Annotated in this window: 20 protein-coding genes; 3 read left to right on the forward strand and 17 right to left on the reverse strand. The window is 33.8% G+C overall.

Annotated features, from left to right (window positions below; translation table 11 throughout):
- Positions 1 to 29 precede the first annotated feature (29 nt).
- The 5 genes from PBV87_RS03160 to PBV87_RS03180 form a co-directional block, all read right to left on the reverse strand.
- On the reverse strand, positions 30 to 719 hold the full coding sequence (locus PBV87_RS03160; protein WP_053982453.1) for a hypothetical protein: 690 nt from the start codon (positions 717 to 719) through the stop codon (positions 30 to 32).
- A 414-nt stretch (positions 720 to 1,133) separates the two neighbouring features.
- Positions 1,134 to 2,063, reverse strand: a complete 930-nt coding sequence (locus PBV87_RS03165; RefSeq protein ID WP_053982452.1) for a thiamine pyrophosphate-dependent enzyme — start codon at positions 2,061 to 2,063, stop codon at positions 1,134 to 1,136.
- Positions 2,064 to 2,076: 13 nt separating this feature from the next.
- Positions 2,077 to 3,267 (reverse strand): pyruvate ferredoxin oxidoreductase, encoded by a 1,191-nt coding sequence (porA, locus tag PBV87_RS03170; RefSeq protein ID WP_271011123.1) that lies wholly within the window; start codon positions 3,265 to 3,267, stop codon positions 2,077 to 2,079.
- A gap of 16 nt (positions 3,268 to 3,283) precedes the next feature.
- Positions 3,284 to 3,586: a 4Fe-4S binding protein gene (locus PBV87_RS03175; RefSeq protein ID WP_053982450.1), complete on the reverse strand. Its 303-nt coding sequence runs from the start codon at positions 3,584 to 3,586 to the stop codon at positions 3,284 to 3,286.
- Positions 3,586 to 4,161 (reverse strand): 2-oxoacid:acceptor oxidoreductase family protein, encoded by a 576-nt coding sequence (locus PBV87_RS03180; RefSeq protein WP_271011124.1) that lies wholly within the window; start codon positions 4,159 to 4,161, stop codon positions 3,586 to 3,588. Before PBV87_RS03180 ends, PBV87_RS03175 begins: the two co-directional genes overlap by 1 nt.
- A gap of 366 nt (positions 4,162 to 4,527) precedes the next feature.
- Between PBV87_RS03180 and PBV87_RS03185 the strand changes: the two genes are divergently transcribed.
- A complete protein-coding gene (locus PBV87_RS03185) occupies positions 4,528 to 5,157 on the forward strand; it encodes a hypothetical protein (protein ID WP_271011125.1) in 630 nt (209 codons plus the stop codon).
- An 18-nt stretch (positions 5,158 to 5,175) separates the two neighbouring features.
- Here PBV87_RS03185 and PBV87_RS03190 read toward each other — a convergent pair whose 3' ends face one another.
- From PBV87_RS03190 to PBV87_RS03215, 6 genes are all read right to left on the reverse strand, one after another.
- Positions 5,176 to 5,433, reverse strand: a complete 258-nt coding sequence (locus tag PBV87_RS03190; RefSeq protein WP_271011126.1) for a pro-sigmaK processing inhibitor BofA family protein — start codon at positions 5,431 to 5,433, stop codon at positions 5,176 to 5,178.
- A gap of 69 nt (positions 5,434 to 5,502) precedes the next feature.
- Positions 5,503 to 5,751 (reverse strand): DUF2508 family protein, encoded by a 249-nt coding sequence (locus PBV87_RS03195; RefSeq protein WP_053982446.1) that lies wholly within the window; start codon positions 5,749 to 5,751, stop codon positions 5,503 to 5,505.
- A 54-nt stretch (positions 5,752 to 5,805) separates the two neighbouring features.
- The gene (locus tag PBV87_RS03200; protein ID WP_271011127.1) at positions 5,806 to 7,116 is read right to left on the reverse strand and encodes a flagellin N-terminal helical domain-containing protein; all 1,311 of its coding nucleotides are present in this window, start codon (positions 7,114 to 7,116) and stop codon (positions 5,806 to 5,808) included.
- 127 nt (positions 7,117 to 7,243) lie between these two features.
- Positions 7,244 to 7,684 carry a flagellar export chaperone FliS gene (locus PBV87_RS03205; protein WP_271011128.1) on the reverse strand — a complete coding sequence of 147 codons (441 nt, stop codon included), beginning with the start codon at positions 7,682 to 7,684 and terminating at the stop codon, positions 7,244 to 7,246.
- Positions 7,684 to 7,836 carry a hypothetical protein gene (locus tag PBV87_RS03210; protein WP_271011129.1) on the reverse strand — a complete coding sequence of 51 codons (153 nt, stop codon included), beginning with the start codon at positions 7,834 to 7,836 and terminating at the stop codon, positions 7,684 to 7,686. Before PBV87_RS03210 ends, PBV87_RS03205 begins: the two co-directional genes overlap by 1 nt.
- Positions 7,820 to 10,609, reverse strand: coding sequence for a DUF6240 domain-containing protein (locus tag PBV87_RS03215; RefSeq protein WP_271011130.1), 2,790 nt, complete (start codon positions 10,607 to 10,609; stop codon positions 7,820 to 7,822). The genes PBV87_RS03210 and PBV87_RS03215 overlap by 17 nt, the downstream gene beginning before the upstream one ends.
- 269 nt (positions 10,610 to 10,878) lie before the next feature.
- On the opposite strand from PBV87_RS03215, the gene PBV87_RS03220 reads away from it, so the two are divergent.
- Positions 10,879 to 12,168, forward strand: coding sequence for an HlyC/CorC family transporter (locus PBV87_RS03220; RefSeq protein ID WP_271011131.1), 1,290 nt, complete (start codon positions 10,879 to 10,881; stop codon positions 12,166 to 12,168).
- A 43-nt stretch (positions 12,169 to 12,211) separates the two neighbouring features.
- On the opposite strand, the gene PBV87_RS03225 is transcribed toward PBV87_RS03220, so the two are convergent.
- The 3 genes from PBV87_RS03225 to PBV87_RS03235 form a co-directional block, all read right to left on the reverse strand.
- Positions 12,212 to 12,604: a DUF3892 domain-containing protein gene (locus PBV87_RS03225; RefSeq protein ID WP_242847629.1), complete on the reverse strand. Its 393-nt coding sequence runs from the start codon at positions 12,602 to 12,604 to the stop codon at positions 12,212 to 12,214.
- A gap of 45 nt (positions 12,605 to 12,649) precedes the next feature.
- Positions 12,650 to 13,945, reverse strand: coding sequence for a Na+/H+ antiporter NhaC family protein (locus tag PBV87_RS03230; RefSeq protein ID WP_271011132.1), 1,296 nt, complete (start codon positions 13,943 to 13,945; stop codon positions 12,650 to 12,652).
- Between the two features lie 213 nt (positions 13,946 to 14,158).
- Entirely contained in the window at positions 14,159 to 16,258 is a 2,100-nt protein-coding gene (locus PBV87_RS03235; protein WP_271011133.1) for a sodium-translocating pyrophosphatase, read from the reverse strand.
- A gap of 161 nt (positions 16,259 to 16,419) precedes the next feature.
- Between PBV87_RS03235 and mprF the strand changes: the two genes are divergently transcribed.
- Positions 16,420 to 18,786 carry a bifunctional lysylphosphatidylglycerol flippase/synthetase MprF gene (gene mprF, locus PBV87_RS03240; RefSeq protein ID WP_053982439.1) on the forward strand — a complete coding sequence of 789 codons (2,367 nt, stop codon included), beginning with the start codon at positions 16,420 to 16,422 and terminating at the stop codon, positions 18,784 to 18,786.
- A gap of 41 nt (positions 18,787 to 18,827) precedes the next feature.
- Here the strand turns inward: mprF and PBV87_RS03245 are convergent, their stop codons facing one another.
- Genes PBV87_RS03245 through PBV87_RS03255 form a run of 3 tightly spaced genes read right to left on the reverse strand, consistent with a single transcriptional unit; the run spans position 18,828 to position 22,665 of the window.
- Positions 18,828 to 19,526 (reverse strand): response regulator transcription factor, encoded by a 699-nt coding sequence (locus PBV87_RS03245; RefSeq protein ID WP_053982438.1) that lies wholly within the window; start codon positions 19,524 to 19,526, stop codon positions 18,828 to 18,830.
- Between the two features lie 10 nt (positions 19,527 to 19,536).
- A complete protein-coding gene (locus PBV87_RS03250) occupies positions 19,537 to 21,441 on the reverse strand; it encodes a sensor histidine kinase (RefSeq protein ID WP_271011134.1) in 1,905 nt (634 codons plus the stop codon).
- Positions 21,442 to 21,453: 12 nt separating this feature from the next.
- The gene (locus PBV87_RS03255; RefSeq protein WP_271011135.1) at positions 21,454 to 22,665 is read right to left on the reverse strand and encodes a DUF4097 family beta strand repeat-containing protein; all 1,212 of its coding nucleotides are present in this window, start codon (positions 22,663 to 22,665) and stop codon (positions 21,454 to 21,456) included.
- Positions 22,666 to 22,667 lie beyond the last annotated feature (2 nt).

The raw sequence follows: 22,667 nt of genomic DNA on the forward strand, positions 1-22,667 counted from the left end.
ACTACATTATAACGAAACTTCTCTTGAAATTAAAGATACTGAGCAGCCTTACTTGGATAATATGCCTTTAACTCTTCTATTTCCCAATATATAAAAAATATTTTTCTTTTTAAGGTAACATGTAAAATATCATCAACTTTAAAGTTATACATCCAATCTCTACGCATAAGTACCTTACAGTATTTTTGGCCATTGATTTTGCTAAGTGCAATATAACCTTCATCATTGATTTCTTCAACTCTAAATAGTCCCTGTTCATACATAGCCATGCTATCTCTGTGTTGCTGTTTATCTCTATATTCACGATAACTTTCTAGGTCTATAATCGTTGGTGTCATACTAATAATAGGGTCACCAACCATCTTTCTAACAATCTCATTTACTTTATACACCCTTAAATATTCTTCTCCATAGTAATCTAATACAATAGGTGTATTATCTTCACTATTGTATTTCTTATGAATAAATGTCAATAAATCCTGTACAGTATATGCAATATTAAAAGCTTCTTCTACTTTTAAATATTTTTTGTGTTTTGGTACCCATACTGCTAAAAAATAATCTAATGCATCCACATATCCCTTTGGAATAGTATGTGAATGTTTTAAGTCTTCATTGAAGCCAAGAAGCAATTCTAATCCTTGCTTTTGCAAACTAAATATATACGTATTTTTCTTGATATATTCTATATAATCTCTAACTTCATTGAGTAAATTCATGCCTTGCCTCCCAACTTAAAGAATTCCCTAAAAATGGTTTCTTCTAAGTTTATACAAGGAAAACAAAGTTTATACATATTTGTCCCAAAAAAAAATGACCACATCAGGGTGGCCAAAAGTCAGGATTGATTTAAGTGTGTTCGAATTATACACAGAGATGTGAACAATTAATCCACAACTCTATCCACAAAAAATTATATCATCTATTTATATACATGTCAACATTTTCTCTTAATTTACTTGTATTAAGGTCAATATATTTCTTTTGTACAATTAACAGTTAACAGATATTATTCACAGTTTGTTGATAAATATATCCACTTATACACATCCCCTTGTTACTATTGTTAATATCTCTTTTTTAAAATAAAAGGATGAGGTTTTGTTAAAACCTCATCCTTTTATTTTGTTATTTTATTTTTCTCCACATAATGCAAGAAGATGTTCCCATCTCTTATCAACTTCTGCTTGAAGTTCTGCCACTTTTTCTGGGTCTTTTGTAATGTGACGGAAGCGTCCTTGAGCTTCTAACCAATCAGAAATTGGACGTTTATTTTTAGGTTTATAAGTTAATTTATATACACCATTTTCTACTTCGAAAAGTGGCCAGAAGCATGTATCTACTGCTAATTGTGCCATTTCAATAAGTTTAGGTGTATCATAACGCCATCCACGAGGACATGGAGCAAGTACATTTAAAAATGCTGGCCCTTCTGTATAGATAGCTTTCTCTGATTTTTCATAAAGATCTTTGAAGTTTCCAATTGGAGCTGTTTGAGCTACATATGGAAGATTATGCGCTACCATTACTGCTGTAAGGTCTTTTCTGTATTGTTGTTTTCCTGGTACCACTTTACCTGCTGGTGAAGTGGTTGTATCTGCATATTTAGGTGTTGCAGAAGAACGTTGGATACCAGTATTCATATAAGCTCCATTATCATAACATACATAAACCATGTCATGACCTCTTTCCATTGCTCCTGAAAGGGATTGGATACCGATATCATATGTACCACCATCTCCACCAAATGCAATAAACTTATACGTATCATCTAATTGACCTGTTTTTTTCATGTTTACATAGGCTGCTTCCGCCCCTGCACAAGTTACTGCAGAGTTTTCAAAAGCTGAATGGATGAAAGAATCTTGCCAAGCTGTATAAGGGTAAATAAATGTAGAAACTTCTAAACATCCTGTTGCAGATGTAATAACTGCTTTATCCTCTGGTTTTAATGCACGAAGTACGGTACGTGCTACAACTGGTGCACCACAACCAGCACACATACGATGTCCACCAGTTAATCTTTCTGGTTTAAGGCTTGTTTCTTTTAAATTGTATGCCATCGGTTTCCCCTCCTTAACGTTCTGCATCTACTACGCCTAAGTAACGATATGGATCGTTAACTTTGCCGCAAGCTACAATTTCTGTAAGATCATTGTATACTTTTTCGATATCATCAACACGTACATCACGTCCACCTAAACCATAAATATAGTTTACAGCAAGTGGTCTTGTTTCATCAAAGTACATTGCTGTACATACTTCATTAAAGAGTGGTGCACCTTTACCTGTGAATCCATCACATTTATCAAGCACTGCAACTGCTTTACATTTAGCTAAAGAAGCTGCCATTTCTTCTGCTGGAAATGGACGGAATACTCTTACTTTGATTAAACCTACTTTTTCACCTTTTGCACGTAATTCATTTACTACTGCTTTTGCTGTACCGGCAGTTGAGCCAATGATAACAATTGCTTTTTCAGCATCATCCATCATATATTCTTCAAATAAGCCATATGAACGGCCTGTTAATTTTTCAAATTCTGCAGATACATCTAAAATAACTTGTTTTGCTTTTCTCATGCCTTCTGCTTGATTACGTTTATGTTCAAAATAATAGTTTGGAAGGTCAAGAGGTCCTACTGCAATAGCTTGTTTTGGATTAAGAAGGTAGTTTTCTGGTCTATAAGTACCAACAAAGTTTCTAACTACATCATCTTCAATAAGATCAATATTTTCAATAGCATGTGATGTAATAAAGCCATCATAACAGTTCATAACAGGAAGAAGAACGTCTGGATGCTCTCCAATTCTAACTGCCATAAGTTCATTATCATATGCTTCTTGATTATTTTCTCCATAGATTTGAATCCATCCAGAATCACGAGCTCCCATAGAATCTGCATGATCATTATGTATGTTAATTGGACCTGAAAGTGCACGGTTAACTGTTGCCATTACGATTGGCAGTCTACTTGATGCTGCAATATAAAGCATCTCCCACATAAGTGCTAAACCATTTGCAGAAGTCGCTGTCATCGCACGTACACCAGCAGCACTTGCACCGATACAAGCTGACATTGCTGAATGCTCTGATTCAACAGGCACAAACTCTGTATCTACCTGTCCATTATTTACAAAGCTTGAGAAGTATTGAGGTACTTCTGTCGAAGGTGTAATAGGGAATGCTGCTACAACTCCTGGATTGATTTGTCGCATTGCAACGGCAACGGCTTCGTTACCAGATAATTTCTCACGAATTGCCATAACTTTTTCCTCCCTCTTATGCTCTTACCATATCGATTGCTTTAAATGGGCAAACATTTGCACATACACCGCAACCTTTACAGTGGTCATAGTCAATACCAATCATTTTTTTGTCCTGGGTCATAATAGAACTATCTGGACAAACTGGGAAACACATTAAGCATTGTTTGCATTTTTCTGCATCCCACTCAGGTTTATCTGCTCTCCAACCACCAGTTTCATAGTAATGAGCATTTCCTGAACATGTTACAACACCACCTTTAGTCGTTTCTTGCCAAGGTGTAAATGGTTCAATAATACATTTATCTTTATCTGTCATTACCCTCTTACCTCCTCTAAAGCTCTTTTTACAGCAGCCATATTAGGTTCGATAACTTGTGGCTTACTAGCAAACTTATGTTTGAATGATTTCTCCATTGAACTAATAAAAGTATCTTCATCCATAATTTTAGCAATCTTTATAATTGCTCCAAGCATTGGTGTATTAGGGAAGTATTTCCCTAAAGTTTCCATTGAGATTTTGCGTGCATCAATCGTACATACGCGGCCTTCATATCCCTTTAATTTAGGTGCTAATTCTTCAGGAGTTTTTTCTGAGTTAACAAGAATAGCCCCTTCTTTTTTCAGTCCTGCTGTTACATCAACTACATCAAGTAAAGTTTCGTCTACAACAATAACATAATCTGGGTCATAAATATTTGAGTGAATTGTTACTCTTTCATCGCTGATACGGTTATATGCAGTAATAGGTGCACCCATACGTTCTGGGCCGTATTCTGGAAAACCTTGAATATACTTTCCTGTATCAAATGCAGCTTCAGCTAATAATAAAGAAGCAGTTTTTGCCCCTTGACCACCACGGCCGTGCCAACGAATTTCAACCACGTTGTTCATGCATCGATTCCTCCTTGCATTGCTATTATGAATTATAATTTATGAGATTAAATTATAAGACAATTTTATCATTTTTATAAATTTATATCAAATATAATGTGTATTGTATACAATATAATTTATATAGTTAATAATATATTGGTACATTTGAACTAATCTACACCACTACACATATAATTATCTCTATTTTTAAACTATTCTTTTCATTATCCTTTATATTTCTTTTTACTCTTACTTTATTCTTCTTTTCATCATTGTTTGATCCTTTATACATTATCAATAATTTACTTATCTCTCTTTCCAAATCGAAGAATTCGGTTATACTATATTTACATACTTTAAGACCCAATGATAAAGGAGACCGCTATGGCAAAATTCAAAAAAACATCAACTCACTTTACCACACTTGAAAATCTATTGAGTTATAAATACATTACAAATAGCTATAAGCTATTTTGGTACAAAAGTTTACTCTCAATGGCATCTTCCAAAACTTCAGAATCTACTTTAGAAAATTTAGGTTTTGAGATGGTTTTAAATGCTTGGGAACTTGTTGTAAAAAAAGAAATTACTTTTGGCCGTTTAGATAAATTACATCGTGTAATCGAACTTATTTCTACTCAATATAATGTTTCTGATGATGCTACACCTGAAAATTTAAGGGATTTCTTCCCTACTATTAAAGACAAAGAAATTCTAGAACTTCTTGATGAAGTATCCGAAGAGGCCTGTTTCGAATTTATTGCTCCCCTCTTTGAACAAAAATTAAAAAAAGTTTCTTATAACAAACGTTTTGTAACTATAGGTGACCTTAGTCAAGAAAATACTAGTACCCCATATGTTATCTTCCAAGATAAACGTAAAATTAAATTTAATAATGATTGGATGAACTATCTTGCCAAAAATTCAAAGGAAACAGAAAATCTATTTCATGATTCTTTGGCGTTCTTTTTAGATAGACATGCTATGAGCAAAAAAATAAACAGGAGTTGTTAGATCAACTCCTGTTTTTCTTTAAAAGTTTTTAATAATATTGATTAGATACATTATAATTACTCCTGGAATACCTAATAATGCAGTAACAATAATGCTAATCCATGTAATGCCTACTTGCCACATCACTGGCATAAATAAATCACATACATAAATGCAGCATACTCCTAGCAACCCATTTTTGATCCATTTTGCAACATATTGGTCAAAAATAATTCCCACTAATAATACTGCACATCCTACCAAACTCATCAAAATAATGGGATGTATTCCTTGCATGCCTTCCACCTCTATATACTCTGATCTGATGACTATCATCTGTCTATAATATATAGATATGGACATCCTTTACATTACATTCCTACTTTCTTCGATTTCATAATAAACCTTTTTTAATTTCCTAAGTAGATAACTATGCTTGATTTGGCTTGCCTTATAATAGTATGTGTAATATTCTAGTAAATCTGGCTCTATTGTATCTGAAAAATTATTAAGAGTAGCTGCCATTTCTTCATGGAGAGATGTAATCTCATCCGCTAAGGCTTGCCTTTCTTCTTCTCTTTCTTGTGCTATTCGTTTTTGCTCTTTTTTTGTCATTGTTTTCCCTCCTTTTTTGAGGAGTATGGCCTAAGCCTAAGAAAACTATTCAACCTATCTTTGAAGAAGTTGCATAACTTGTTGTGGTCTTTGATTTGCTTGAGCAAGCATTGCAGTAGCTGCTTGTGAAAGAACATTCTGTTGTGTATATTGTGCCATTTCATAAGCCATATCCGCATCTTGTATACGAGATAGTGAAGATGTCATATTCTCTTCGCTTACACCTAAATTGCTTGTTGTATGCTCTAATCTATTTTGTACAGCACCTAATGCTGCTCTTTGTGAAGATACCATTTCGATAGCTTGATCTATTTTTGTAATCGCTTTACCTGCATCTTCTGAATTTCCTACACTAATTGCAGCTTGTGTTGGTGCTTTATCTTTCCCATTAGTAACAGTTGCTGTATCTGCAAAACCATCTTGCCCAGGTTTCCCTACTAGGCCTAGCTTATCTGCACTCATACTCCCTATTGAAACAACCATAACTTGTTGTTTATTAGATCCAATTTGAAGGGTTATCTTTTGATCTACAATACCTTGATCTTCAGTTTTGATAAAGTTCCCTTGTGCACCTGGCTCATTAGCTATTATGACCAATTTATTTGTATCTGTAGTATCTACAGTCATTGTTACATTTTCTAATTTACCATCAAGAGATTTCTGGAGATTTTCTGTAAGTTTATTACTTCTATCTATATCATCTGCAATAGTTGTAGATAAAATCTCTTTTAAATCTACCCCTACACCAGAACCATTATAAGTCCCATTAGTAGAATCATAAAACTCTACAACCTGCCCATCAATTGTAAAACCTGAACCTAATAGTTTTTTTGCTTCTTCTTCTGTAAGAGGTGAAGGAATTGTAATAGACCCTGTTGCTTCAGTACCTGGAGTTCCATCTACTCCTCCTGTCATATCAACAAAAGTAAAGCCTGTTTCTTTTAACGTTTCCCCTTTTAAAAGGGATTTTGTGTTAAACTCAGTATCCTCAGAAATACGATTAATCTCAGAAAGTAATTGATCAATCTCTTGTTGAATTTGTGTTAGGTCACCTTCTGAATAACTTCCATTAGATGCCTGTACGCTTAGCTCTCTCATACGTTGTAACATTGAATGGACTTCATTTAATGTTCCTTCTGCTGTTTGTACAAGCGATACACCGTCCATTGTATTACGATTAGCTTGTTGTAACCCTTTAATCTGTGCATCCATTTTGTTTGCAATCGCTAAACCTGCTGCATCATCTGCTGATCTATTGATACGAAGTCCTGAAGAAAGTCTTTGCATAGTAGTAGCTGCTTTATCATTAGCTTTGCTTAGTGAGTTAAGTGTTCTAAGCGCTGGTATATTATAATTAATTTTCATCTATTCACGTCCCTTAACCTTATATATTTTGTTTTCTATAGATTATCTTTTATAAAGCTCTTACTTATATCCAATATATAAAGGTGCCTTACATTCCTATCCTATATGTAATATTCCTTTATACTTCTTATACCTGATAACCTCTATTAGGTGATTCTATGATCATTTCATTTAAATCGTCTTTTCCATAAGTCATTCCCGCATATACTGCTTGAGTATTTTGCATCGTCTGTACTTGATGTCGACCATTCTCCGCTATTTCTTTATACCCTTCATAAATAACTTCAATAAGTTTATAACTTTCTTCAAGCTTACTTTCATCTTTATAATGGTTAATTAGAATATCCTGTATGTAAATATAAAGACTCATTAGATTACGTGCTACATCTACTTCTAAATTTAAGTTTTCACTTAGTACAAGCAATACCTCTCTCGCTCTATTTATATGAGGTTTTCTTACTTGTCCTTCAACCTTTAAAGCTTCTCTTATTGCTTCTAAAAATAACTCATATGTTACACAAATCAACTGAGCATCCGTAGCTCCTGCAATATATGCCGTTGTAACCATTATGCTTCTCCTTCTTGTCCATGGACTTTCGTACCTTGAGCTTTATCTATTGCTTCAAAGTAATCCACAAAGCTCTTTACAATATTTAATAAATCCTTTTTATTATCTTCCTTTTGATTGGTTGATTGATTTTTATTAGATGATGACTTCAAATTCACTTTCTCCTTTAAGAACTTGAGTTGCTATTGGTTCTGCCTTAGCTGTATCTTCTTTGTACTGCTCATGTGTTACTTGATATCCTAATTGACCTAATAATTGCTGTAATTGTTGCCTTTCTTTCTCTAACGCCTTGGCTGCTTGCTGAGACTCTGTACGCATTTCATAACCAATATGCTCACCTTTAATTGTAAAGTAAGTTGTAATTGTACCTAATTCCTTCGTCTCATAGCGCATAATACCTGTTAGTCCTTCTTTATCCATCTGCTTAGCTTTACTTTCTTCTTTAACATAGAACTGAACTAACTTTGTTTCACCATTTATGCAATATGGAACTTGATAAAAGCCTTCTTTATCCATAAGCTGTTTTTGTACATCTAACATCTCTTCTAGTTGTTTATAGTTTTTGTAATTAAGGATATCCCCTTGCTCCATACTCATTTCTTTATGGTAATGGCTTTCCTCTCTTAATTCTTCAACGACTTTCTCAAGTTCTTCCATCTTCTCCGGGAAATCCTTGTCTTTTAGAACGTTATCCATCCCTGTTTCTTTTAACATTTTATTATAAAGTTCTGGGTCTTTGCTCATTTGATCTACCCAATAAATATTAGAAATTGTAAGAGGTATTTTATGTTCTTTCATCACTTCTAGTACCTCTTTAGAAGTTCCTTTAATCGCATCTACTTTTTCTAATAAACTAGATGGTAAAGTATTCACTCCATCAAACTTACCAAGTTCCTTTTTCACTGTAGCCTTAACAAAGGGCATTAACATACTCTTTAGTACTTCTAGCTCATCTACTCCTGAACGCTCTAACTGCATCGGCATAGACTCTGCTACTTTAACTGCCTCTAGAAGTTTCTTTAACTCTTCATTTGCTTCATTAATTAAGGTCTTAGCCGTTTTACTATCATATTGTAAAGATTCCAGTTCTCCGAAGTTATCATCTATATTCGCCTCAATATGAGACTTTTTGCCTGAATAACGAACAGCCTCTTGAAGTTGCTCTACTGTTAATGGAAGTTGATTCTTAAATAAATACCCAGCTACTTGCTCTTTATTTTCTACTACTCCATTTAATATCTTATAAAGACCTATTAAACTTTGTTTTTGCTCCTCATTAACCAGTCCTTTTTCCTCCAAAGATACAATGGCCCTTGCAACTGTTTCTTTAGTTTGCTTAAGCTCTGTTTGCTTACTCCACTCTAAAACATTAGGTACTGAACAATGGTAAGGATTTATGCCTTCTTTAATAAGCTTAGCTGCCATATACGGATTCATTACTTCTAAGAAATCATTAATCTGACTCAGTGCCTGCTTAGCTGCTTCTAAGTTTTCTACTGTCAAATCCATTTCATTTTGAATTAAGGCTTTTGCACTTTCTACTGTTAATGTATCTGTTGGTAGATTATGCACTTCTAAGAAGTTTTCAATCTGCATTTCTACAGATTTAATGCTTTCACCAAATCGTACTTCCGCCTCACTAAAATGTACCTCATAGGAATTAATTGCTCCATGAATTTGCTCTAATGTTTCCACTTCTGAACTTGGCATTTGAGTAGTTGTTGCAAATTCTTTATGTTGGTTTATTTTCTGAGTTACATCCATTACTTGTTGAAGTATTTGTTTATTCTCATCTGTAGGTTCTACATCAGCTTGAACTAAAGCTTCTTCTTGAATTTCTACATCTACTTGTCTTAGTCCCTCTGCTACTTTTGCAAGTTCACTACTTTCAAGAGGCATTTTACTACTTAATCTCTGTGCTGATTCTGTATTTAACCTTGCACGAATTTCATTGATTTGCTTTTTGATTTCGCCTATATCTTGAGCTGGTTCTTGGTCTGAATCTTGGTCTAAATCTGCTTGCTTCTTCTGGCTAGTAATCTGTTCTGTATTCTTAAAGAGCTTTTCTCTTAAATTCTGTATGTTTGGTAATTCACCATCTTTGATAACCTCTTGTATGGTTCTATCATCAACTTCTGCTAAATCCTTTTGAATGGCTTCTATAGAGTGCTTATCATAAAGAAGTTTTTCGCCTTGTATCAGCGCATCTTCTTCTCTTCTTTGTTGTAATTCCTCTAGTTCTTGTTGCCCCTCTTCAAAACTCTCTAAACCATCTACTGCCGCTTGGATATTTTGAATTTTAAGTACATCCCCCTTAGAAACCTCCATTCCTAAGTTCAATAACTTATCTGCCGCCCATTCATTACCTGTATTTAGTTCAATCCCATTTAGATTTAATACATTTTGTATATCTTGTTTTGTATATGTAATAGGATTAATAGCACTTGATCCTGTAAAACTTCCTTTATATAAATCATTAATTGTAAGTGTACCTTCAGATTGCATTGCATAAGTGTACATACTATCTGTATGTTCTTTAAGACGTTTAATTTTATTATTTACTGTTTCAGCCTCTTTTGAAGTAATACTTTGATTTGTATCTTCATTTTTTATATTTATTAATGCTTTGTAAATAGTCTCATAGTCTAACACTTCTACTTCATATCCTTTTTCTTGAAGTAATGCTAGCTCTTCTTCATTTAAATTTAAAAGCATTTCTTTTTCTTCTTCAGATAAAACAGCTTCATTTATAGTTTCCTGCTTATTACTATAAGATGGGTAAATCTCTTCCTGATTATCACTGTGTTCAAATAAAGTTTCTAAACTTTTATCTTTTGGCATGCGCATACATTTAGGCGCCTGATACTGAAATAGATCATCTCCTGTATAAGCTTGCGTTTGTCTTGCTTTTACTCCATCAATCATTTTTTCACCTCAACTTTGTCTACTATATATGTCGGTTAAATGTTTCTCTTGCTTTAACTGTTTAAATTAGCATAAGAACTTTCATTTTGGTGTATATTATTAGCAGATTAACAACGGGGCATCTTAGTTGCAAAATACCATAATTTATCTTATAATGTGTCTATTAAATTTTGCTAACTTTTATAAATAATTCATCTTTTTCAACTAGAATAGGTAGGTAAGCAAAATTTACACATTATTTTTTATTGATTTAGGAGAGTGATTTAAAATTGGATTCGGTACTGTTGGTACAACTTGTAGTTCTTGTCATTTTACTAGTAGGATCAGCCTTTTTCTCAGCATCTGAGACTGCCCTTATGGCTATTAGTAAAATCGATGCTCGTCATATGGTGGATCAAAACATTAAAAATTCAAAAATTGTAAGCAAACTCGTAGAAGACCCTAACAAATTATTAGGTGCTATCCTTGTAGGAAATAATATCGTCAACATTGGTGCTTCTTCTTTAGCAACTGTTATTGCAACAGATTTATTCCAAAGTGCTGGTGCTGGTATTGCTACTGGTGTTATGACTATCTTAGTCCTCATCTTCGGTGAGATTACGCCAAAGTCTTTATCAACGCAAAAGACACATGAAGTAGCATGCTTTGTAGCAAGACCTATTTCTATTCTTGTGACAATCTTTAATCCTATTGTTAAAGTCCTTATGTTTATCTCCAATCTTATCATTAGGATATTTGGTGGTAAAATCGATACGAGTAAGCCTTTCATTACAACAGATGAACTAAAAACCATTGTTACAGTAAGTCATGAGGAAGGCGTCCTTGAACAGGAAGAAAAAGAAATGATTTACAACGTATTTGGTTTTGGTGATTCTTATACAAAAGATGTTATGATTCCCAGAACTGATATGATAGCTGTTGACGCAAATGCTACATATGAGGAGATTATCGATTTATATAAACAAGAACAATTTTCACGTATGCCTGTTTATCAAGAATCTCACGATAACATTATTGGTGTTATTTATATGAAAGACCTCTTATTAAAACAATTTAGTCCTGATGAATTTGTTATGGCTGATTTTTTAAGAGACGTATATTTCGTTCATGAATTTAAACGTATTGATGAACTCTTTAAAGAAATGCGTTCTAAAAAAATTGGTATGGCAATTGTTGTAGATGAGTATGGCGGTACTTCTGGTATTGTAACGCTTGAAGACTTAATTGAAGAGATCGTTGGAGATATTGATGATGAGTACGACATGACTGAAGATAGTTTTGTAAAAGTTGATGATAAAGAATATCTTGTAGATGGTTCTTTTAGAATTAGTGATTTTAATGATGAACTTAACCTCAACATCTTATCTAATGAATTTGATTCTATTGGTGGTTTTATCATTGGACTTCTAGATCGTTTCCCTGATGAGGGAGAAGTTGTTACTTTTGAAGGTATTACTTTTAAAGTCGAAGAAACGATGAACAATCGTATTAATAAATTAAGAGTTATCTTATCTAATGAGATAGCTGAAGAAATATCAGATGAACAAAAAGAAGATTAAGCTTGGCTTAATCTTCTTTTTGTTTATACCTATAAAATTTTCCTTATACTGTTTCTGATGGAAGGTTACCTAGATTATTAGATTCATCTCCATCTGCTAATGAACGTAAATAAGGTGTACCAGCTTTAGAAGTAGATACCCCTACATGTTGAAGCTGATTGTTCATTGCCATTTGAATAGCTTGTTCACAAGAAACATGGCTACCATCTGAGAGTACATAACCTACTACATCTCCACCTTGTTTTAAAAGTTTAGTAATGCTTTGTGCACCAGCTCCACCTTCTGAAACAATACGATTTGTATTTTGTGCTAAGAACTCTGTATTACTCTCTGTAGCTGCTTCCATACTATGTGGATGCCCTTCTACAACTTGACCATTAATAATTTGATTATCATGTGGCTCGTTTACACTATTGTTTTGTGTATTATCGTTCATACCAATCACCTCAATATTAGTATGGATGACTACACAAGTTTTATTCTATTTTCTTTTAAAGTTAGGAAAACCAAATGCAATGGCTAATAGACCACAAATTCCCATAAGCATTGGATAATAAATATAAGGTAAAAGTTCCATTGGTGAAACAGCTGCAAGACCTGCCGCTGCTAAGATTTGTGCACCATATGGAATCATCCCTTGCCAACAAGATGAGAAAATATCTAAAAGACTTGCTGTACGTCTTGGATCAATATCATATTCCTCTGCAATGTCTTTCGCAAGTGGTCCCGCCATTACAATAGCAATGGTATTATTAGCTGTACAAAGATCTACTACGCTGACTAAAGCTGCAATACCAAACTCTGCACCTTTTTTACTTCTAATACACTTTTTAATGCTATTAAGCAAGAAGTCAATACCACCATTATGTTTAATAAGAGCTAATGTTCCTCCAATAACAATAGAAAGCATTGCTAAGTCTTCCATACCCATCATTCCATCTCCAGCCGCTTGCATAAAGCCAAAGAAATCAAATGAACCATTAAACATTCCTATAAGACCTGCAAAAACAGTCCCTCCCGCTAGTAATACAAATACGTTAACACCTACAAGTGCCCCTACAAGTACTGCAATATATGGTACTACCTGAATAAAGCTGTAAGTGTAAACACCTTTCATACTACCTTGGTATTTACTTGTTAAAATGGTCAATATAATAATCGTAATAATAGCTGCTGGTAATACAATTAAAAAGTTTGTTTTGAACTTATCTTTAAGCTCACATCCTTGTGTTCTAACAGCGGCAATTGTTGTATCCGAAATCATAGAAAGGTTGTCCCCAAACATACCTCCACCAATAATAGCCCCAATAACTAAGGCTATTGGCATACCTGTTTCTTGTGCAATCCCAAGACCTATCGGTGTAAGAGCTGTAATCGTTCCTACTGATGTTCCCATTGAAATAGAAATGAAACAAGCAATAATAAATAATCCTGCAACTAATAAATGTGTTGGTAAAATAGATAAGCTAAGTTGTACAGTAGATTCAACTGCCCCCATAGACTTGGCTACATTACTAAATGCACCTGCTAATAAGAAGATCATACACATTAAAATAATGTTGCTCTCTCCAGCACCTTTACAGAAAATCTCAAGTTTTGTTTGCATCTTCTCTTTTGGATTTAAAAGAAGTGCTACAGTTGCTGCAATTAAAAATGCCACAAGTACTGGCATTCTATAAAAATCTTGTGTTGCTATCCCAGTTCCAAGAAATAGTATTAAGAAAATTCCTATTGGCAAAAGGGCAAGGGCATTACCTTTTTTAGGCTCCTTTGTCATATCTAGTCTCCTTCTATTATGTAAATTTACTCACTGTTATACATTACTATACAAATACATTACTTTTCAACATGTAATTTTTATCTATTAAAAATTTTCTCTTTCCTCCACCATTAAATTTTTTAATATGTTTATGATTTGAATCCCTTCATTCTTTAAATATCCAAATCTATAAGAAGAGGCTACTACATAAATGTAGTAGCCCCTCTCTATTTAAAAAATATGCCACGTTAAAATAAACATTCCAAATACAATAGATACCATCGCCATAAGCTTAATAATAATATTAATAGCTGGCCCAGCTGTATCTTTAAACGGATCACCTACTGTATCTCCAACTACAGCTGCTTTATGGCTATCAGAACCTTTACCACCAAAGTTACCTTCTTCTATATACTTCTTCGCATTATCCCAAGCACCACCTGAATTAGCCATCATAACTGCTAAAATAAATCCTGTTGTTGTGGCGCCTGCCAAAAGGCCTGCTACCCCATTAGGACCTAGTAATAAACCTACTACTAAAGGTGTACCTATACCTATCAAAGCCACTTTAATAAGTTCTTTTTGTGCTGCCTTTGTACAAATATCTACACAAGATGCATAATCAGGCTCTGCTTTCCCTTCCATAAGCCCTGTAATCTCTTTAAATTGCCTTCTAACTTCTAATACAATTTTACTTGCTGCATTCCCTACTGCATTCATGGTAAAAGCAGCAAATACAAAAGTAGCCATTCCTCCTATAAACAACCCAATCAATACTTGTGGATTAAGAAGAGACAAATTAAAAGCAAAATCTATATTATTCTTCTGTACTAACAACTCAATAGAATCTTTATACGCTGCAATAAAAGCTAAAGCAGTTAATGCTGCTGAGCCAATTGCAAAACCTTTACCTGTAGCTGCTGTTGTATTGCCTAATGAATCTAGAGCATCTGTACGTTTACGTACTTCTGGGTCAAGTCCTGCCATCTCTGCTATACCACCTGCATTATCTGCTACCGGTCCATATGCATCTGTTGCTAATGTAATACCTAATGTTGAGAGCATACCTACTGCTGAAATTGCAATTCCATATAAACCAAGATTAAAGTTCTCCATACCACCTGATAATATAAAACTTACGATAACAGAAATACCTACTATAATAACTGGCACTGCTGTAGAAAGCATACCTACTGATAGACCTGTAATAATAACTGTGGCAGAACCTGTTGTTGAAGATTCTGCAATATGTTTAGTAGGTTTATAACTAGAATTTGTATAATACTCCGCAAAGAAACCAATTCCTATTCCTGCTACAAGACCACTAATAATTGAAAAATAGATACCTATATACTCATTTCCTAATACACCTGTCACAATAAAATAAGATACACCTACAATCAAAGCTGCTGCAATATATACCCCACGTCTTAATGCACTTAAAAGTTTCTTTTGAGATACTTCCTCTCCTGTCTTTACAAAGAAACTACCTATAATAGATGCAATAACACCTGTTGCTGCTACAACTAAAGGGATCATAACACCACTTAATGATAAACCTGCTGAAACAGCTAATACACAAGAAGATAATACTGCACCTACATAGGATTCATATAAATCTGCACCCATTCCAGCTACGTCCCCTACATTATCCCCTACATTATCTGCTATAACAGCTGGATTACGTGGATCATCTTCTGGTATACCTGCTTCTACTTTCCCAACCAAATCGGCACCTACATCCGCTGCTTTTGTAAATATGCCTCCACCCACTCTAGCAAACAACGCCATAGTAGAAGCACCCATTCCAAAAGTAAGCATTGTAGATGTAATATTTACAACTCTTTCTGCTACTGGCAGTGCCCTATAGTACCAATCCAATATATAATACCAAATGCTCAAATCTAAAAGCCCAAAGCCTACTACCACAAATCCCATTACTGCACCACTTGAAAAGGCCACCTTAAGCCCTTTATTTAGACTTTTTGTGCAAGCTGTTGTTGTTCTACTATTAGCTAGTGTAGCAATCTTCATTCCTATAAAGCCACTTAATCCTGAAAATACACCACCTGTAATAAAAGCAAATGGTACAAAAATTGAAACATACCCCATACACCCTAACACAAATAATAAAATAAACATTGCAATAAAAAATAAGCCAACACCTTTGTATTGCCTCCTTAGGTATGCATTAGCACCTATTCGTATTTTTTTTGCAATATCTTTGACTTCTTGCGTACCCTCTTCCATCTTAGAAATTTTTATTCCTTTGTAAAGTGCAAAAATGAGTGCTAATGCTGCACCAATAGGTGCTAATACCATTAAATCCATATTTATCCCTCCTAAGAATTTACACTAATATGGATGGTTCTACTCTATTTTTATGCTGAATTTTTCTAACTATGAATAATACTGCACTCTACAAACTTCTTTTAATAGTTTATAATAAGAACGGTTAAACTAGATTTATTAAATCCATTGGAGGAATAGCTGTGTTTAAAAACAAATTCAACCTAGTCAAATATGGTATATGGCTTATCTTATTTTGTATAGGTTTTTTATTCATTTATAAACCTTTAACTTCTGTACATTTATCTCTTGTCCTAGATACTTTAAGACATGCACCTTTCTTACATATGTGCCTCTTATTTATAGGAGGACTTATGGTGGTATCCCTTACTACCCTCTATGACCTTATTGTATGTCATGCTTTTAAACTTAACCTAAAAGACTTAGATATCTTTAAGATTTCCTGGATAGCTTCTGCAGCCATAAACTTTGCAGAATATGATGACCGCAGAAAAGGAAGTTTACGCTATCATCTCTATTGTAGTGAAGGAGTCGATTCTCAAAAAGCTCTCTTCTTAGATTCGCTTAAAAATATGTTGCTCTTTAACACAGATGGTGCACTTCCTATTACATTCCGCCTGAACTTCTTAACTCGTGCAAAGCTTATGTTCAGTGTGACACTAAGATGGACAATAACAGGGTTATTCTTTTGCCTAATCTTTAAATTGTTTGAGGTTCCTTTTGATCTCTTACAAGTATTACTTGTATTTGGTTTTTCTATTTTTATCTCTACTATTAGTTTAGTACCTTATGGATTAGGAATCTTTGAATTAGTAAGCTTCATTTTATTACATGCTCTAGGATATAGCCCTGATGATTTAGTACTCGTTCTTATTACCTTTAGAATTTTCTATTCTCTTATTCCTTGGATACTTACACTATTTATCCTTGCACTAGGCCCAAGTGAGAATCAAAAATCAAAGCTTAATAAAGGTCAAAAACAACTGGTCAATCTACTCAGTGTAAAATCTTTTGCATCCCTTATTTTCTTTTCTGGTATTTTGCTTATTATCTCTGCCTCATTACCAGAAGAAACCATGCGCCTTTCACTTATTCATCAGGTCTTTTCCTTTGAATCTGTAAATGCATTTCGAATAAGTACAATGGGTGCAGGTTTGATACTACTTATTCTTTCTAAAGGTATTTGGGATAAAGTAAGCTTTTCCTACAGCATTACTTTATTTACTTTAGTGACAGGAAGTCTATTAGCTCTACTAAAAGGATTAAATATAGAAGTTGCATGCTTATTAATACTCATTGCTTTTCTACTTGCTCCAGCAAAACAAGTATTCTATAGAAAGGGTTCTACTCTTCAATGGAAAAAGGTATCGTTTTACTTTGTATGTACAACTACTATCAGCTTATTGTATGTCTTAATCTATAACTACTTTACCCAATTTAATCCTTCTTTAGTATTTAAGTCTATCTCAACATTCCACATTGTAGATACGGTTATCTTCCTTTTATTCATGCTAGTGAGTGCATGCTTGTTAAATGCTCTTTCTATCAAACGCACGGATTTTATCTATCCTACAGATGAAGACCTAGAAGAACTTAAAAGCTTTCTTACTCAATATGAAGGTAATGCTATGACTCATCTCCTATTCCTAAAAGATAAGTGTTTCTTCTATACACTAGATAAACAAGTACTCATTGCTTATCGTCCTTATAAAGATAAATTAATGGTATTAGGCGATCCTATTGGAAATCCTAAGCTTTTTAAAGAAGCCATCAATAACTTTAGACAATTTGCAGATCAGTATGATATGATTCCTATCTTTTACGAAATTACTGAAGATAAACTCCCTATTTATCACGAAAATGGCTTTAAGTTCCTCAAACTTGGTGAAGAAGCTGTTGTTGATTTAAAAGAGTTTACACTGGCAGGTAAAAAAGGTGCACCCCTTCGTACTATTAAAAACAAAATGAATCGTGGAGAACTCACTTTTGAGCTTTTAAATACACCATTAGAGCCTGAACTTATGACTAAGCTTCATCATATTTCAGAACTTTGGTTAGATGGTCGTTCTGAAAAAGAATTCTCTCTCGGTGCCTTTGACGAAGACTATATCAATCTTGCTCCTGTAGGTATTATTAAGGTAGAAGATGAGATTGTAGGCTTTGCAACCATTATGCCTATGTATAATAAGCATACTATTTCATTAGATTTAATGCGTCTTATTCCTAATCCACCTAATGGAGCTATGGATGCACTCTTTATCGGACTTATAGAATGGGCTATTAGTGAACAATATGACTATTTCATCTTAGGAAAAGCCCCCCTTTCTAATGTAGGTATGAATCAATTTTCTACTACTAAAGAAAAGGTTGCTAAATACATTTATCACTATGGCAATAAAATATATAGTTTCAAAGGACTACGAAAGTATAAAGAAAAATTCTATCCCGAATGGAAAAGTAGTTATCTTGCTTATCCAAAAGATACACACCTTCCAAGTGCACTTATTCAACTTACAAAGATGATTAGTGGTTCAAAAGATGATAAATAGAGGGCTGTTGCAGATATGCAACAGCCCTCTATTTGTAATGCTTAATCAATACCAAATTTGTATCCTACTCCCCAAACAGTAAATACATACATTGGATCCCTCGGATTTTCTTCTATCTTCTCTCTTAGTTTTCTAATATGCACCATTACTGTATTTGTATTTTCAAAATATGGCTGCCCCCATACACGTTCATAGATTGTTTCTGTCTTAAAGGTAATACCTTTGTTTACCCATAACAGCTTCAATATGCCATACTCTGTTGGTGTGAGTGGTACTTCTACATTATTTTTATACACTTTCCCTGCTTCTAAATCCATTGCAAGTTCGTCTTCTTCTAAAATATTTTCCTTATTTTTAGAAAAAGCATTAAGTTTTGTTGCACGTCTAAGCTGTGCCTTTACTCTTGCAATAAGCTCTAAAGGATTAAATGGTTTTGCAAGATAATCATCCGCCCCTACTGATAACCCCATTATTTTATCAATGTCTTCTGTTTTTGCTGAAAGCATAATAATGGGTACATTAGATGTTTGACGAATCTCCATACAGGCATCAATACCATTTACTTCTGGCATCATTACATCTAATATAACTAAATCTACTTCTACTTCTTTCATTACTTTTAGTGCAGCTAAACCTGTACCTGCTAAAATGATTTCATAGCCTTCATTTCGTAAATATATTCCTACTAAATCTCTAATTTCTTTCTCATCATCTACAACTAAAATTCTTGCTGTTTCCATTTTAATCACCTCATTCTACAGCTTTTCGTAATTTGACGTTGAAACTAATCATATCCTGATCAAGTTGCGCCCATATCTTGCCTTCATGCATATCTACTATATTCTTCGCGATAGCTAGGCCTAATCCACTACCGCCAGCTGTACTATTTCTAGAGCTATCACTACGATAAAATCTATCAAATAGTTTAGGTAAATCTTCTTGTTTAAGCTGATTACTCGTATTACGTACTGTTACATAAATATATTCTCTTGTTTCTTGTATAACAACCTGAATTCTGCCTCCCTCTTCTGAGTACTTAATAGCGTTCTCAATGAGGTTTTCAAATACACGGGTAATCTTCATTACATCCACCCATGCATTGGTTTCCTTTGCTGCAAGATGATAAGTAATGTTAATGGATTTCTCTTCTGCAAGTGGCATTAATTCTTCTGTAAGCTGGCTCACTAGAGTAGCTATAGAAAGTTGTTCTTTTTTAAGTTTAACAGAGCGATTGCTAAGCTTTGTATACTCAAATAAATCTTCTATTAAAATTTTCAAACGTTCAGCTTTATTATAGGCAATTTCTAAATATTTTGCACCCTCTTCTTCATCTAGTGCTTTATTTTCTTTTACAAGTCCAATATAGCCAATAACAGAAGTTAAAGGTGTTCTTAAGTCATGAGCTACATTGGTAATTAACTCACTTTTTGTCTTTTCTGATTGAGCACGCTCTTTCATTTGCTCTTTCAGTTCATACTCCATCTTAGTCATAGCACTAGCAACGCGAGCCAGTTCATCTTCTCCTCGCTTTTCAACCTCAAAATCTAAGTCACCCTTAGAGATTTCACCTAAGCAATATCCTAAATACTCAATGTACTTAATCTTTGACTTCGTTCCTCTCAAGATAATATAAATAAATACACCAACACCTACTAAAAAGCCTAATACAGCTGCTGTATCTGTATAGTATCCCTTCTCTACCCCTGTTAAAGTAGTATTGTTCATAATATAATGTACTTCACCTTCAATAATAACAGGATATAGGCTTGTTCTTTGTTCTTGCCCCTGTGCCTCTGTTGAAAGTGAAGATTTTCTAATTGCTTCTAAAAGATCTATACTTTTAATAAAGCTATCACCATAAATAATATTTCCTTTGCTATCTATAAGAAACGTTTTAGTATCACTAGCATAGCTAATATTAGCATCTAGACGATTTAGAACATACTTAACAGCTTCTTTTTTCAATCGGCTCTCGGTTAGGTCTTGTTGATCAAAAAATGTATTAAGTACTGCAACAACTTCTTCCTCTGTCCATTTATCATTGTCAATTAAACTTGCTAGTTGTTGATATACCTTTTGTATTTCTTCATCTGAAATAGCATAAATATCACTTTTAACTGATTCTATAGCATCATTATAACGTCCATAATTGCCTTCATATTCTAAGCTTTTCATTTCAACTAACACTTGTGATAAATAGCTTATACTAGCATCATCATTTTGAATAGCTATAATGGTTTCATATAATTCATCTAAATCTAAGCGTTGTATTAGACTAGCATATTCCATATCATTGATTTGTCTTACAGCTTGTGTTAACTTACTCTGAAGTTGCTTATTGGCCTCTGTGTAATCCATATAGGTATAGTAACCTACATCAAGCGCTCTTCCTATATTTGTTGTAAAAACACACGCTATTCCCGATAGTATAAAAGCTATAAAAACCATCCATAATATTTGTAGCCTGATACTCTCTAGGACCTTCTTTTTATAAGTAGCACAAAGGGCACAGCTTTTACTTCTTAGCTGTGCTCCTAATGTTTCCATCCTACTTGGGCCTTGTTTTTTATTTCGTTGCTTTTCCTCTTTTTTATTTCGTTTCTTCTCTTCTTTTTTCTTCTCTTTTCCGTTTTCCCTTTTGGATTTCCTAAACATTTTCATCCCTCTTTATTTAGTAATATAGACATTTCCATATCTAGAACCAATAAACATTTTCATAGCTTCATCACCATAATAGATTCTTTTAAGTCCACTATTAATATTTTCACTTTTCACTTCAAAATCTATAAATATATTGCGATCTTCACTTGTTTCTTCTATTGTATTGCCATAATCATCTTCATAGCTATAATAACTTTCATCCATTTGTTTTTTAATTTCAAAACCTGTAATACTTTCTGGAAGTACTGCATGGACATTTATTTCATCGCCAAGGATTTCTACACGTTTAGGTGTATTTGTTGGATATAACTTAACATCTCCACTATACCCCTCAACTATTACATTTTGAAGATTTCCTTTTAAATTTACATCTGTATATTCTGAAGTATGAACTGTTGCATTATATGGTGTGCTACTATTAGCAACTAAGCTACTACTATTTGTATTCAAGTTAAGTTCTCTTACCTTACCATCTACCACAATGTCACCATAGCTCTTGTTAATATTAAGCTTAGCTTCTAAATCGCTTTCAATAGTAAGTGTATCATCTGAACCATGATATTGACCTTTTGTCACATCAACTGATGCAATTTGTCCTTTTAGCTGTGCTGCAAATCCACCTTGTAATTTAACTTGGGCTGGTGTGTTAGATACAATTTCAACTGATCCATTATTCGCTACAATATCAATATTATTATAACTTCCTTTTAAAGAAAGGTCGATGGATGAAACATCCAAATTCACATTTTTAATATTAGCCGTTGAGCTTAATGAAAAAGGATATCTACCATAATTTGTTGAGTTTGTTGATACATTTAAAGTGTCCATATCTTGCTGTGGAATGTACACAACGAGTTCTTCTTTTACATTATTTGTAAATATAAAAATCTCTGTGTTTTGAATCTCTTTTAAGTTGATGCGTGAAGTATCTCCTTCACTTGTTACATCTAATTTAAACTTTGGCTCTGGAAACATAACGCCATTGCCTGTTGCTTCAAATGTTACATAGGCTTGACCATCTGTTGGTACGATACGGACTGGTACATCTGAATTGATATATAAATTCTTAAGCGCTGTAGCTTTAAGCTCTTGTCTTTCATTTACTTCATATACTGTTTGATTGGTTTTGTACATTTCACCAAGTGTAACGCCTGTACCTACTACACCTATCCCTATTAATACTAAACATCCTGCTACAAAAAATTTTAAGGCTTTCATGG

Origin of the sequence: Holtiella tumoricola (assembly GCF_027857615.1) — a bacterium.
GTDB classification, from domain to species: Bacteria; Bacillota; Clostridia; order Lachnospirales; family Cellulosilyticaceae; genus Holtiella; species Holtiella tumoricola.